Consider the following 13,234-nt stretch of genomic DNA (forward strand, 5'->3'; position numbering starts at 1 on the left):
AGATGTGTATAAGAGACAGTGTCTATGCGGGTTGTGTTGCTACGATGATGGGAATGATTATGTATTATTACCGATATCCTACACAACCCACTGGTTTTCATAGCTATCAAAGCCCTTACGGTACACTTTCAATAAATTTCAATCAACATCAATACAAGTACGAAGAAATGCCTTATAAACTGCAAGGTGAAAATTTGATGGTAGCTAAACTCCTTTTCCACTGTGGTGTATCGGTTAACATGAATTACAGTCCACATGGTTCAGGAGCATACATGGACGATGTGGTTGAAGCTATGAAAACCTATTTTGGTTATCATTCAAGCATATATCTAGACTATAAGGACTATTATTCAGACAACGGGTGGATTAACAAGCTTAAAACAGAACTAAATGCTTTTCGCCCCATTCCTTATGCAGGATTTGATACAACTTCAGGTCATGCTTTTGTTTGCGATGGCTACGACGAAATGAATTTATTTCATTTCAACTGGGGGTGGAGTGGTTATTTTAATGGATACTATGCTATTAACAATTTGAACCCTGCTAGTAATTTTAGTTTAGGACAGCAAGCGATTTTTAATTGTTACCCGGCCAGCCAATATAATACTGGAAGTTGTGCTCACTATTCCATGCAGGAAAAATCGGGGAGTCTACAGGTAGGATTCCCTTTTTCTAATTATGGTAATAATTTACAATGTAGCTGGCTCATTGATCCTAATGATACTCTCACGGGAATAGATCTCTATCCTGCCTATTTTGCTACCGAATCGGCCAACGATATTTTGACCATTTACAAAGGTTCAGACGCAAATGCTCCTCTTTTTGCCACTTACAGCGGTAATTCCATGCCATCCCACATCTTCATCCCAACTCAAAAATTGTATGTTACTTTCACATCCAATAGCAGCGTAACAGATAAAGGCTTTCACATTGACTACTATTGTTCTTCTCCACTTTTTTGTACAACGAATAATATTCTTACCCAAGAAAGTGGCTATATTTCCGATGGAAGTGGATCTTACCCATATCGAGAAAATACTAGATGTCGTTGGATTCTCAAACCTATTGGAGCAGATGGAATTTTCTTGCATTTCATTAATTTTAATCTAGATTATCCTAGCGATATTTTGTCTGTATATAAATATCCTGAGAATATTCTATTAGAAACTTTTTCTGGCTACATGCAAAACCAAATTTTTTATTTTCCTTACCCACAATTAAACCTCATCTTTAAAACAAATGATGCAGTTAACAAGGATGGTTTTCTGATATATTATTCTGCTTCCTTCGCTGGAATGAATGAAAAAGAACCTTGGTCCATACGCTATTGGTTTAGTGACCATCAAACAATTGAAGTTTTTTTGAAGAACCTTCCTTCAGGACCATATCAACTTTACATTTGTGATGTTACAGGAAGAACAACAGGCAATTTCTTTCTCCATATAAATTCTCCTGAATCTCATTATAGTTTCCCTTCTAACCTGAAACCAGGAGTTTATTTTATGCGCCTAGAAAATGAAAATTTTAGGTGGGATACAAAAATTATGATTGCACGTTAACTACTGAAAGTGCTTGATCGAGGTCAGAAATTAGGTCGTCCACATCTTCAATACCTACTGAAAGGCGCACTAAGCCATCGGTGATAAAGGCAGCTTTTTTGGCTTCAGGAGAAACAGATGCATGGGTCATCGAAGCAGGATGTTGTATTAGACTTTCTACCCCTCCTAACGACACAGCAAGCAAAATAAGCTTCACAGAGTTCATGAGTTGAACACCAGCCTCGTAGCCTCCTTTTAATTCAAAGCTAATCATACTTCCGGGGCCTTTCATTTGCTTTCTGGCTAGTTCATACTGTGGATGTGAGGTCAAACCTGGATACATAACTTTTTCAACTTTGGGGTGATTGTTAAGATATTCGGCAATTTTGATGGCATTTTCTTGTGCTTTTTCCATGCGTAATTTAAGAGTTTTTAAGCCACGGATGATTAAAAAAGCTTGATGAGGATCCATATTAAAACCGAGAGTTACCATAGTTTTTCGAAGTTTTTCATAGAGTTCTTGGGTCTTTGTTACGATAACTCCTCCCACCACATCGGCATGACCATTAATATATTTGGTTAAAGAGTGTAACACCACATCAGCACCAAGTTCCAAAGGTGTTTGTAAAATTGGGCTGCAAAAAGTATTATCGACCACCAAAATCAATTTTTTCTTTCTAGTGATTTCTGATATTGCTTCAATATCACTTATTTCCATTGTTGGATTTGCTGGGGTTTCAAGATATATGAGCTTTGTGTTAGGTCGAATAGCTTGTTCGATAGCATCCAATTGTGAAGTATTTACAAAAGTGCCTTCAATTCCCCACCTAGAAAGATAACTTTCCATTAAAACACGAGAAGCACCATATAAAGCTGAAGTGCTTACAAAATGATCGCCTTGCGATAACAAACTCAGCATGACAGTTGAAACAGCTCCCATACCAGAACTGCAAGCAATTCCACCATAACCCTTTTCAAGCAAAGCCATCTGTCGCTCAAAAGTCTCTATAGTTGGATTTCCAATTCTAGTATATATAAAACCTTTTTCTTTGCCAGCAAAAAGGTCAGCACCATGCTGGGCATCTCTAAATCGAAAAGTTGATGTCTGATAAATAGGTGTGACAGCACTACCAAAGGTATCATCTAGCTCAGCTCCGTGAATGAGCTGGGTATCAACTTTGAATTTTGCTGCATCCATTTTTTCAACAAAACTACAATTTTACATGGATTCAAATTATGTACCTTTGTAAAAAAACAACATGAAATTTATTCGAAATCCTTTTGTTGAACTAAGCGGATATAACTGTTTTGGCTGCTCACCAACGAATCCGATGGGCTTAAAAATGCAATTCCACTTGGATGGAGATTATGTCATAAGTAAATGGACGCCTCATTCACATTATCAGGGGTGGTACCATATTCTTCACGGAGGCATACAAGCCTCCTTGATGGATGAAATTGCCAGCTGGGTGGTATTTGTCAAAGTAGGCTCCTCAGGAGTTACACAACATATGGAAATAGAATACAAAAAACCTGTGCCGATCAAGCATCCCATTGTTCTTAAAGCCACATTAAAATATTTTGAAAATCCCAGAGCCGTCATCCAAGTTGAGTTATATTCTCAAGAAGAATTGTGTACCACTGGAATTTTTACCTATTTTGTATATCCTTTCGAATTTGCTAAGAAAAAATTTTATTACCCAGGAATAGAAGCTTTTTTCGAATGAAATTTATTTAACATGGATAGAATAGCCGTTTTTCCAGGTACGTTTGATCCCATCACAATTGGCCATGAAGCAACCATTCGTCAGTTTCTGCCCCTCTTTGATAAAATATACGTAGCCATAGGCAATAATCCGGAGAAAAAAACATATTTTCCGTTAAAAAAGCGCCTAGAGTGGCTTAAGATCGTTTTCGAAGACGAACCTAAAATTGAAGTAGACTATTACAACGGACTGACAGTGGATTTTTGCAAACAAAAAAACGCACGTTATATTTTACGTGGTTTACGAACCTCAGAAGACTTTGAATACGAACGAAGAATTGCTCAAGTCAACCGTATGCTTTCCCCTGAAGTGGAAGTCCTTTTTATTCTTACAAAACCCGAACATACATCCATCAATTCAGGTGTTGTTAGGGAAATTCACCGCAGCGGAGGTGATATATCACAATTTGTCCCAGCAAAAATTGTTCATTTAATTCAGACATATAAGGAAGAGAAATGAAAAAACTTTTCAACCTGATTATTTTCTCATTCTTGATTATATCGCATTTGCATGGGGCAAAAACTACCATCGAAGGATATGCCCCAGGGGGTGAAGGCTTGCAAATCCGTCTATATGAATACGAAGACTTGATTTCTTTTAAGGAAAAATTGCTAGGTATCTGCACCATCGACTCGTTGGGAAATTTTTCTTTTTCTGTTCAACTTTTTCAGAACGAAGTCAAGATGGTTTTTTTTCGTATCATGTATTTTCAAACCATTTATTTTTTTATAGAAGCTAACAAAAACTATCAAATAAAATTAGATAGTTTCTATTACCGAGACCCCTTGCGGATTCACATTCCTATACACTCAAAAATTGAATTATCTCTACAAATTGAAAATATTCCAGATACAGACATTAACATTTTGATAGCTTCACTTCAGATGGATTACGAAAAATACGTCGAACAAATTTTATCAGCAGGAAGAGATCTAAAATACAATTATTCATTCAAGCATTCTCAACCTTCAGATGTCAAAAAAATCGCTGATTCACTAATCTATAAATACAGTTCATATGCTAACCCCTATTTCAAAAATTTTCTTACTTATACCATTGCAAATCTCTATCTTGTTTCACGTATATACAATAAAAAATCTCTTTACACTGAATTTCTGTACAACAAACCCTTCCTCTATAACCACCCTGCCTATATGGATTTCTTTTCTAATATGTTTGAAGATTACTTAGTCAATGAATCCAAAAAAGTACGTTTTTCTGATCTCGACAAGCACGTTAACAAAAAAGTAAATTATCTTGCTTTGTTAGATTCGATTGGCCGAGATACTCTTTTAAAAAATGAGATCATCAGGGAGATGGTTCTCATACTTAATTCAAAAAAATGGTATACTTCCCCTGGCCTTTATTTCAAGCAGGATTCCGTATTAAAACTCCTTAAGCTTCAAGCTAAATTAACGAGGTTTGATATTCATACTCGTATTATTCAAAACCTTATTTTTATGCTTACACGCTACAACGAAGGTAAAGACCTACCACCTTTTAAGTTTATGTCACTCAACAAAAAACCATTTACGAATGATTCATTATTGGGAAAATACAATTATTTCATATTCTTTGTTACTTGGAGCAAAGCATGTTTGCAACACTTGAAAGCAGCTGAAGCTATACAAAAAAAATGGCAAGATAGTTTACAAGTCATACCCGTTAGTGTCGATTTGGAACCTATTACCGTACACTTTTTTGCAAAGGATAAAAAATTAAATCTCAATTTTTACCATTTTAATGACGATTATTTAGCCCTTGAACAACTTTCGGTCAAATCTTACCCACAATGCATGTTCATCGATAAAGACGGTAAAATTATTCGTCACGCTGCCCCATGTCCAGGTGATGGTTTTGAATTGTATCTGAATAAATTTTTTGAAAAGAAAAATAAATAAGGATTATTTCTTTTTAAGCACCTGTTTAAGAGCTTGTTGATATTTTCTTGCATTGACGGCATGTTCTGCAGCTGTTCTAGCAAAGCGGTGATAACCCGAAAAATCTTCACGAGCACAGAAAAACAAATAATCATGTTTCTCATAGTTTAATACAGCTTCAATAGCTGAAAATGAAGGCTGACGAATAGGTCCTGGTGGTAATCCGTAATTCAAATATGTGTTGTACGGACTATTAATCTCTAAATGTCTCTTTAAAACACGTTTCATTGAAAAATCTCCCCAAGCATAAACGACAGTTGGATCAGCTTCAAGTTTCATTCCTTTGTGAAGGCGATTGATATAAACGCCAGCAATTTTGGCCATTTCATCGGTTTGTGATGTTTCTGCATCAACAATAGATGCCAAAATCATAACTTCCACAGGACTTAAACCAATTGCTTTGGCTTTGTTAGTTCTTTCTTGATTCCAAAATTGAAAAAATTCTTTTCTTAACCTCTCGAAAAAAGCTTTCACGGATATCGTCCAATAAAATTCATAGGTAAATGGCAAAAAAATAACACGGATGTTTTCAGTCGTGAAACCCAATCTTGTACAAAAAGTATCATTCCTTAACATCAGCAATAATGAATCCTTACCAAAAAGAAATTTATGACCAATTTTAGCAACTAAGTCTTCATTGGTTCTAAAGATTGGTATAGTAAATTGAAATGGTTCTTGATTACCTGACACAAACATGTTTATAAGCTCATTAATGCTCATTCCATTACGAATCGCATACCTACCTACTTTGATCCTAGCAGAAAATTTTTTGTATTTAGCAACCAAATCAAAAATTTGCACATGCTTTAAATGACATTTTTTAATGAGAGTATCTCGAATGGATGAATAATCTTGGCCAGGATAAACGTAAACGATTTTTTTTTCTTCGACGTCAACAGCAGAACTAATAAAAACGATATAATAAGCATAAAAAACAAACCCCATCAAAAGAAAAACAAGAAATAACAAGTAATATCTTTTCATAGGTTATTGCTTTCACTTTCAAATAATTCAATCATTCCAACCAATTCTACAGGACCCTTAAGCATGAGTTTTGTGGGAAAGCAAGTTACTTCAAATTCTCCTCCAGGTGCATGAATCCTTATTTGGTTCTCAGAATACCACCCAAGTTCATGAGCAAGCCATGCAGCAGCTGATACACCCGTCCCACACGAAAGGGTTTCCCCTTCCACACCCCGCTCATAAGTACGTATTCTTATTTTGTCGAACTGAATGTCAACAAAATTGACATTTACACCACCTGGTGCCAAATCCTCTCTAAAACGATACTTCAAAGCTTCTTCTTTAATGTTCACTTTAGAAACATCCTCAACCCTCAAAATTATGTGAGGAACACCAGTATCTATTAACCATGAATTCGAATCAATCTCCCGTATGGAGGAATGAATATAAATATCAACCTCTATTTGATACTCTGGAAAAGTAATTGCTCTCAAAAATCCTTCATGAAGTCCGTCATCGGTCTCGAATGAACACCTTTGTCCATTAAATAATCGGTAATAATGGGCAAAAGCTACTGCGCATCGTGCTCCATTCGCGCACATAATAGCACGACTACCATCAGAATTGAAATATTCCATCTTAAAATCTGCTACTTCTGATGGTCTTATTACAATCAACCCATCTGCACCAACACCCTTATGCCTATCACAAAGTTTTTTAATTGTTTTTTCATCCCACCAAATGCAATTATTCCTATCATCCAACAAAATAAAATCATTTCCTGCCCCATGAGCTTTGATAAGTCTAATCGTCATGATTATTGAATTTCATTAAGCCAATTTGCTTGAAAAGGCAGATCGAAATTTCTAAATTGAGGTGAAGGTTTTACGTAAACCCACTGGTTACTTATCTTAAGTAAGATTCCATTTTCAAAGAAAAACATTTTGTTCACATAATTTTTCTGAATTCCATACAGCATTAAAATTGGTGGAATATACTTATAGCCCGTCAAATTAAAAGGTGATTGCCAAAATTCCAGATAAGTAGCATTCCTGACAGGATCTTTAATGATTTTTACTAGTGTATCTTGAGAACTTTTGACATCTAGAACCAGCGTGGGAGTTTCAACTTTTTCTCTCTCAATCAACTTTTCTTGAAGAATGTGAAAAGTATCCTGTGATGCTATTTTCAATTTTACATATTCCATTTTGATGAGAGAGTCGATCCATCCGGAGTCCATTTCTCTATATGCGGGATTGGAAATGATTCTTTGCCACATTTCCCAATAGAAGGCGGAATCGACTTTTATGTTTTTTGCCAAAATGAGAAGTGAATCCTGATCATATCTTAAGCTATCTTTTGCAACAGGCTTAATAAAATTACCCGATGGATGAGACTTGTTTTCAATCATATAAAAACGCGGGATAAGTTCGATTACCATGTTTTTCTCTTCCACAATCAGCAAATACAAGAATTCGGCTGATAAAACCAATGCTATCCCGAGCACTAGGCCAGCCCAGAATCTACCCTTTTTCATACATCACGACAAAATGTCATTTTTTTCTACAAAAATATCATTTTCACAATTTTTGTAATAAAATACCAATGAAATCGTTAATGAGAAAAAATTATCACTATGAAAGCAGTCAAATTTATTGCATTCAGTATATTGGCTGGCTTCATTGGTGGATTCATCGCATATCATATTTTTACACATCAAAGTAAAATTCCAGCTTTAAATCCCAGCATTCCTGTTCAACCGGTACAATATTCAGAAGAAAGCAGAATTTCTACATTACCAGATTTCACTTATGCAGCCGAAATTGCTTTGCCTGCTGTTGTACACATTAAAACATCATTTACAAAGACATTTACGTTTCAAGATGACTTTTTCTCACCTTTTTTTGATTATTTTGACATATCACCCAAATTACAGAGAGAGTTTCCCGCTCAGGGTACTGGTAGTGGAGTCATCATAACCAATGATGGATACATTCTTACCAATCACCATGTCATCAATAATGCTGAAAAAATTCTTGTCACACTCAATGATAAGAGAGAATTTGAGGCTCGACTAATAGGTTCAGATCCCAATACAGACCTGGCTTTACTAAAGATTGATGCCACCAATCTTCCATTCCTTACGTTCGGCAATTCGGACCATGTGAAAGTTGGTCAATGGGTTTTAGCTGTAGGTAATCCTTTTAATCTTACATCTACCGTAACAGCCGGTATTGTCAGTGCTAAAGCTCGCAATATTAACATTTTAAAATCCGCTTCTGCTATTGAATCATTCATTCAGACTGATGCTGCTGTTAATCCAGGCAACAGTGGTGGAGCCCTAGTAAATCCCAACGGAGAACTTATAGGAATTATTACTGCTATTGCCACTCCTACAGGTGCATACGCTGGTTATTCTTTTGCTATTCCATCGAACATCGCAAGAAAAATTGCCCAAGATTTGATGGAATACGGCGTCGTTCAACGAGCATATTTTGGTGCCTCTATTGTCGAAGTCAACGCCGAATTAGCTAAAAAATTCGGACTTTCTAGCACACAAGGTGTATACATCCAAGAAGTTTTTCCTGATGGTGCCGCTTATGATGCTGGTATAGATGCTGGTGACGTTATTCTGCAGGTCGATTCTGTCCAAATAAATAATACATCTCAATTTCTGGAAATTATAGCCGAAAAAAGACCAGGTGATCGAATCAACGTGACGATATCACGGGGAAACAAAATTCTTCAAAAAAGTGTTACCCTTAAAAACCGTACAGGTCAAACTTCATATCTCAACAAAAATGCTGTCAACTCCATTTCATTGCTTGGAGCCACATTTGAACCAGCATCTCAAGAAGAGCTTAAGAAACTAAGACTCAATCATGGCATTCAGATTACAAAACTCAAGGATGGCATTCTCAAACGTATTGGCATTAAAGAAGGATTTATTATTACTAAAATTAATCAAAAAGATATCATAACACTCGAGGATCTCGAACAATCACTTTCTCGATCTGGCGGTATCTTTATTGAAGGAGTTTATCCAAATGGAATGAGAGCATATTACGGTTTTGGATTATAATATATATCATTACTTTTCTATTAAACTTTTTTCACTTTTTATCGTTTAATGTAATATAAAGCCACCCTGCCATGAGACAATTAAAAATATCACGTTCCATTACCAACCGCGACGCTACGAGCATAGATCTTTATTTACAAGAGATAGGGAAAGAAGAACTTCTTTCTGTCGAAGAAGAAGTTCAACTTGCACAACGTATCCGACAAGGAGATATACAAGCTTTAAACAGACTTGTTAGAGCAAATCTTAGATTTGTAGTCTCCGTAGCAAAGCAATATCAAAATCAGGGTTTAAGTTTACAAGATCTTATTAATGAAGGTAACATTGGCCTAATTAAAGCAGCTTATAAATTTGATGAAACCAGAGGTTTTAAGTTCATTTCTTATGCTGTTTGGTGGATTCGCCAATCTATTCTTCAAGCTCTAGCGGAACAATCACGAATCGTCCGCATACCACTTAATCAAGTAAGTTCACTCAACAAGCTCATTAAAGAAGCTTCTTATCTTGAACAAGCTTTCGAACGAAGTCCTTCAATTTCTGAACTTGCTGAATACCTTAAAATGCCCGAAGAAAGAGTCGCAGAAACAATTCGTTTAAGTGGTAAACATGTTTCTGTCGACGCTCCATTGCCTGAAGATGAAGAAACTACCATGATTGATCTCATGGAAAGCCAAGATTATGCCAAAACTGATCAAAGTCTCGATGAAGAAAGTTTAAAACTTGATATTGAACGGGCCCTTTCTACCTTAACAGAAAAAGAAAAGACGGTAATTAAAATGTTTTACGGAATTGACTATACTCATGCTCATACTCTTGAGGAAATTGCTGTAAAAATGAAAATCACCAAAGAGGGAGTCCGCCAAATTAAAGAACGTGCAATTAAAAGGCTTAAGCAAAATCAACGAAGCAAAATTCTTAAAACATATCTAGGCTAAGTCTCCAATAATTCTAACTTCAGGTTCCAATTCTACCTGAAACATTGTGAAAATTTTTTCTTGTATAAATTTTCCAAGTGAAAGTATTTCGCTTCCTGTAGCTTCGCCCAAATTTACAATCACTAAGGGTTGATCCTGATGAATTTTAGCTCTTCCCATCGTATAGCCTTTTAATCCTGCTTTTTCAATAAGCCATGCAGCAGAAATTTTCACTTGGTTTAGCCTATCGTCGACAAAACCCTGTAAATCAGGGTGTCTTTCCTTAAGCTGTTCAAATTTACTTCTATCAACCATTGGGTTTTTAAAAAAACTTCCAGCATTACCTAACACGTCGGGATCTGGCAATTTATTTTTCCTAATCTCTATTACTGTATTTCTAACATCCATCGGTTCTGGCTTGACGATGTTCCTACGTAATAAAAAAGATTTCAAGGAAGGATAGTCCAAATTGGGATGAAAATTTTTGTTCAGTCGGAAAACAACTTTTGTTATGATCCACTCGGGATGTTGCTGAAAAATACTTTGCCTGTAGGAAAATACAAGTTCATGACTATTCAGTTCCTTAAATGATTTTGAGTATACGTCGAAAAATCTAACCTTATGAATAAAAGGTCCTACTTCTACGCCGTAGGCACCAATGTTCTGAATTGGTGCTGCCCCAACAGTACCAGGAATGAAAGAAAGATTTTCAAGACCATACCATCCAGAATACAGCGAGGTCAAAACCCATTTATCCCAATCATAACCTGCATCTACACTAACTAAAACCTCTTCGTCTAATTCAGCCTCTACCGTATAAGAATTCGTTTTAAAATGAACGATCGTACCATCATAATCACCAACAAAAAGAACATTACTTCCTTTTCCCAAAACCATCCAGCGATCGAACGTTTTTTCGAGTACGTCAGGTAATTCTTGTTCATTTTCAAGGATTATTAATTCTCGTGCTCTGGAAGAAACACGAAAAGTCGTGTATTCCTTTAAATCTACATCATTCAACCGAATCATTCTTTCGTATAGTAAAATGAAATGTTTTCTTCAATCCTGACCTTACAAAGTATAAAAATAAATAATATACTGTTGTAATGCCAACTGCTATTAACGCGGACATACCCTCATTAAAATAAAAGTGTTGCAAGAGGAAAAAAAACAACAATAAGAGCACCACAGGTATAATAAAAGACAAAACGACAGCCAGCAATGCCTTCCCTTCTGAGATAACTACCTCTACCTTATCACCCGTTTTATAATTAACGGGGGCTTGTATTGGTATTTCTATATCCTGAACATTTCCATTCATGTTATGACAAGCATTTTTCACCTGACAGGTACCACAAGCCTCAGTTCTGATTAGGGAAACCACCACTTTTTCCGAGTCAACATATTTTATCACACCCGACTTACAAACTTCATTATTCATCGTCAGGATCATTTAAAGACACAGGTATGATTTTCCCATTAATTACTTGATGGGCGTTTTTAAGAAAATAATAAATGAAATCACCTATTTTGTGGGGAGTAATTTTTGCTTGATAAGCTGGAAAAGCCTGATGAAGCATATCAGTGTCGACAGCACCAGGGCATAAACTATTGACTTTAATACCCTTCTGGGCGAGCTCAACAGACAAAGATTCTACCAAATTTACTATTGCAGCTTTAGAAGCTGTGTATAACGCCATACCTGGAAATTTTTTACTTCCTTGAAAACCTCCCATACTACTTATGAAAACGACATGGGAATTTTCAAGTAAGTAAGGTAAAATCAATTGAGTCAGATGCAAAGGAGACCAAAAATTAACATCAAACACAGTTCGATAATCTTCGTAGGTGTACTCAAACCACTGCTTACAAATAATTGTAGCTGCATTATGTAAGACATGAGTCAAGCCTACGTTTTTCTTAGAAATAACGTCGGCAACTTTCTTTCTACCATCTTCTGTACTTAAATCTGCTTGAATCCATATCCATTCGGAACTATTTTTACTAGCTAATTGTGCTAATTCTTGAGGAGGATGGGATCGACTTACACCGAAAACCATGTTCTCTGACTCAGACAAAGCACGCTCTACCAAAGCCAATCCAATCCCTCGCGAACATCCTGTGATTAAAAAAATATTTTTCATTATTTCCTCAATCCGGCTACAAAAATATCAATTAAAATCATCATCTCTTGCTCCATACTAAAATGTAGATCTTCAATAAAATGAGGAATTTCTATTCCTCTGATCAATTTTGCCAATGCTTCCGTTACTTTCTCCACATCAAAATCTTTAAAAACACCTTGTTTTATGCCCTGGCTGAGAATGGAAGATAAAATTTCCTTTTCTATTTTTTCGTATCTCTCTCTGATTTTTTCAATCAAAGGCAGATGTTCTAGAACGTCTTTTTTTAAAAAAGCATAATACGATGTAGCTTCTTTCAAATGATTAAGTCTAAACTGAAAATAAAATTTAACCTTTTCAATCGGATCATCTATCACCGAAAGTTTTTGTTCCAGATCTTTTATAACCTTCTTAGCTTCTTGTTCTATAATATTTTGAAAAATATCACTCTTACTGCGAAAATAGTAATATATGCCAGTCTTTGCACGTCGAGCAGCTTGGGCTATATCTGCAAGCGATGTTTTTTTATAACCTAAAGAAAAAAAAACTTTCCTTGCTACTTCTAAGTAATATTCTTTGTTTTTATAAGATTTCGCTTTTTTCATGTGCTCACTACCTCCTTTGCATCGATTTCATATACTTCTACTTTTTCCTCTTCAAACGCACATTGCTGGTTATAGCTCGAAATTTCCTGAATAAGCTGACGAATTTTTTCATCGTCAGCCTCAAAAATAAGAAATGAAACATTATATCCTGGCCAAATGGATGTGTCTAATCGTGGATTTAGCTTGGCTGAGTAAAACAATACTTGAGGAATAAGATCATAACGGACATTCCCTATCTTTTCCAATATTTGTTCTATTTCTGATCTTGCAACAACGTTGCATGCAACATACAAAATTTTCATA

At 35.8% G+C, this 13,234-nt stretch carries 15 protein-coding genes; 6 read left to right on the top strand and 9 right to left on the bottom strand.

All coding sequences use genetic code 11. From position 1 onward, the window contains the following. The coding region (locus N2Z72_07140; protein MCX7697450.1) for a C10 family peptidase at positions 1-1,559 on the top strand (1,559 nt) is incomplete at its 5' end. Here N2Z72_07140 and N2Z72_07145 read toward each other — a convergent pair. Then, positions 1,543-2,736 (bottom strand): aminotransferase class I/II-fold pyridoxal phosphate-dependent enzyme, encoded by a 1,194-nt coding sequence (locus N2Z72_07145; GenBank protein ID MCX7697451.1) that lies wholly within the window; start codon positions 2,734-2,736, stop codon positions 1,543-1,545. The genes N2Z72_07140 and N2Z72_07145 overlap by 17 nt on opposite strands. 61 nt (positions 2,737-2,797) lie before the next feature. Here N2Z72_07145 and N2Z72_07150 point away from each other — a divergent pair, with 61 nt between their 5' ends. The 3 genes from N2Z72_07150 to N2Z72_07160 are packed head-to-tail and all read left to right on the top strand — an operon-like array spanning position 2,798 to position 5,205. Then, positions 2,798-3,265, top strand: a complete 468-nt coding sequence (locus N2Z72_07150; protein ID MCX7697452.1) for a PaaI family thioesterase — start codon at positions 2,798-2,800, stop codon at positions 3,263-3,265. A gap of 12 nt (positions 3,266-3,277) precedes the next feature. Further along, complete coding sequence (coaD, locus tag N2Z72_07155) at positions 3,278-3,763, top strand: pantetheine-phosphate adenylyltransferase (GenBank protein MCX7697453.1); 486 nt, start codon at positions 3,278-3,280, stop codon at positions 3,761-3,763. Beyond that, on the top strand, positions 3,760-5,205 hold the full coding sequence (locus N2Z72_07160; GenBank protein ID MCX7697454.1) for a redoxin domain-containing protein: 1,446 nt from the start codon (positions 3,760-3,762) through the stop codon (positions 5,203-5,205). The genes coaD and N2Z72_07160 overlap by 4 nt, the downstream gene beginning before the upstream one ends. A 3-nt stretch (positions 5,206-5,208) precedes the next feature. Here the strand turns inward: N2Z72_07160 and mltG are convergent, their stop codons facing one another. From mltG to N2Z72_07175, 3 genes are read right to left on the bottom strand one after another with little or no spacing between them, the layout of a single operon-like run. Beyond that, positions 5,209-6,228 carry an endolytic transglycosylase MltG gene (mltG, locus tag N2Z72_07165; protein MCX7697455.1) on the bottom strand — a complete coding sequence of 340 codons (1,020 nt, stop codon included), beginning with the start codon at positions 6,226-6,228 and terminating at the stop codon, positions 5,209-5,211. Continuing rightward, a complete protein-coding gene (dapF, locus tag N2Z72_07170; protein ID MCX7697456.1) occupies positions 6,225-7,022 on the bottom strand; it encodes a diaminopimelate epimerase in 798 nt (265 codons plus the stop codon). Before dapF ends, mltG begins: the two co-directional genes overlap by 4 nt. A 2-nt stretch (positions 7,023-7,024) precedes the next feature. Next, positions 7,025-7,744: a hypothetical protein gene (locus N2Z72_07175; GenBank protein MCX7697457.1), complete on the bottom strand. Its 720-nt coding sequence runs from the start codon at positions 7,742-7,744 to the stop codon at positions 7,025-7,027. Between the two features lie 99 nt (positions 7,745-7,843). On the opposite strand from N2Z72_07175, the gene N2Z72_07180 reads away from it, so the two are divergent. Further along, positions 7,844-9,289, top strand: a complete 1,446-nt coding sequence (locus N2Z72_07180; GenBank protein MCX7697458.1) for a Do family serine endopeptidase — start codon at positions 7,844-7,846, stop codon at positions 9,287-9,289. A 71-nt stretch (positions 9,290-9,360) separates the two neighbouring features. Then, positions 9,361-10,224: an RNA polymerase sigma factor RpoD/SigA gene (locus N2Z72_07185; GenBank protein ID MCX7697459.1), complete on the top strand. Its 864-nt coding sequence runs from the start codon at positions 9,361-9,363 to the stop codon at positions 10,222-10,224. Here the strand turns inward: N2Z72_07185 and murB are convergent. Genes murB through N2Z72_07210 form a run of 5 tightly spaced genes read right to left on the bottom strand, consistent with a single transcriptional unit; the run spans position 10,216 to position 13,233 of the window. Further along, a complete protein-coding gene (murB, locus tag N2Z72_07190) occupies positions 10,216-11,232 on the bottom strand; it encodes a UDP-N-acetylmuramate dehydrogenase (GenBank protein ID MCX7697460.1) in 1,017 nt (338 codons plus the stop codon). The two genes, N2Z72_07185 and murB, sit on opposite strands and share 9 nt — an antisense overlap. Next, complete coding sequence (locus N2Z72_07195) at positions 11,216-11,644, bottom strand: SoxR reducing system RseC family protein (GenBank protein MCX7697461.1); 429 nt, start codon at positions 11,642-11,644, stop codon at positions 11,216-11,218. The genes murB and N2Z72_07195 overlap by 17 nt, the downstream gene beginning before the upstream one ends. Further along, positions 11,637-12,347, bottom strand: a complete 711-nt coding sequence (locus tag N2Z72_07200) for an SDR family oxidoreductase (GenBank protein MCX7697462.1) — start codon at positions 12,345-12,347, stop codon at positions 11,637-11,639. The genes N2Z72_07195 and N2Z72_07200 overlap by 8 nt, the downstream gene beginning before the upstream one ends. Then, complete coding sequence (locus tag N2Z72_07205; GenBank protein MCX7697463.1) at positions 12,347-12,931, bottom strand: TetR/AcrR family transcriptional regulator; 585 nt, start codon at positions 12,929-12,931, stop codon at positions 12,347-12,349. Before N2Z72_07205 ends, N2Z72_07200 begins: the two co-directional genes overlap by 1 nt. Beyond that, positions 12,928-13,233, bottom strand: coding sequence for a hypothetical protein (locus N2Z72_07210; GenBank protein ID MCX7697464.1), 306 nt, complete (start codon positions 13,231-13,233; stop codon positions 12,928-12,930). The genes N2Z72_07205 and N2Z72_07210 overlap by 4 nt, the downstream gene beginning before the upstream one ends. Between the last annotated feature and the right edge of the window lies 1 nt (position 13,234).

This window comes from Bacteroidales bacterium, from assembly GCA_026418905.1.
Classification (GTDB): domain Bacteria; phylum Bacteroidota; class Bacteroidia; order Bacteroidales; family DTU049; genus JAOAAK01.

What these genes read in the sequence shown, in the direction of transcription:
- N2Z72_07195 (MCX7697461.1), bottom strand. Translation starts at nt 11,644, where the DNA reads ATGAATAATGAAGTTTGTAAGTCGGGTGTGATAAAATATGTTGACTCG.
- N2Z72_07185 (MCX7697459.1), top strand. Translation starts at nt 9,361, where the DNA reads ATGAGACAATTAAAAATATCACGTTCCATTACCAACCGCGACGCTACG.
- N2Z72_07210 (MCX7697464.1), bottom strand. Translation starts at nt 13,233, where the DNA reads ATGAAAATTTTGTATGTTGCATGCAACGTTGTTGCAAGATCAGAAATA.
- mltG (MCX7697455.1), bottom strand. Translation starts at nt 6,228, where the DNA reads ATGAAAAGATATTACTTGTTATTTCTTGTTTTTCTTTTGATGGGGTTT.
- murB (MCX7697460.1), bottom strand. Translation starts at nt 11,232, where the DNA reads ATGATTCGGTTGAATGATGTAGATTTAAAGGAATACACGACTTTTCGT.
- coaD (MCX7697453.1), top strand. Translation starts at nt 3,278, where the DNA reads ATGGATAGAATAGCCGTTTTTCCAGGTACGTTTGATCCCATCACAATT.
- N2Z72_07145 (MCX7697451.1), bottom strand. Translation starts at nt 2,736, where the DNA reads ATGGATGCAGCAAAATTCAAAGTTGATACCCAGCTCATTCACGGAGCT.
- N2Z72_07150 (MCX7697452.1), top strand. Translation starts at nt 2,798, where the DNA reads ATGAAATTTATTCGAAATCCTTTTGTTGAACTAAGCGGATATAACTGT.
- dapF (MCX7697456.1), bottom strand. Translation starts at nt 7,022, where the DNA reads ATGACGATTAGACTTATCAAAGCTCATGGGGCAGGAAATGATTTTATT.
- N2Z72_07180 (MCX7697458.1), top strand. Translation starts at nt 7,844, where the DNA reads ATGAAAGCAGTCAAATTTATTGCATTCAGTATATTGGCTGGCTTCATT.
- N2Z72_07200 (MCX7697462.1), bottom strand. Translation starts at nt 12,347, where the DNA reads ATGAAAAATATTTTTTTAATCACAGGATGTTCGCGAGGGATTGGATTG.
- N2Z72_07175 (MCX7697457.1), bottom strand. Translation starts at nt 7,744, where the DNA reads ATGAAAAAGGGTAGATTCTGGGCTGGCCTAGTGCTCGGGATAGCATTG.
- N2Z72_07205 (MCX7697463.1), bottom strand. Translation starts at nt 12,931, where the DNA reads ATGAAAAAAGCGAAATCTTATAAAAACAAAGAATATTACTTAGAAGTA.
- N2Z72_07160 (MCX7697454.1), top strand. Translation starts at nt 3,760, where the DNA reads ATGAAAAAACTTTTCAACCTGATTATTTTCTCATTCTTGATTATATCG.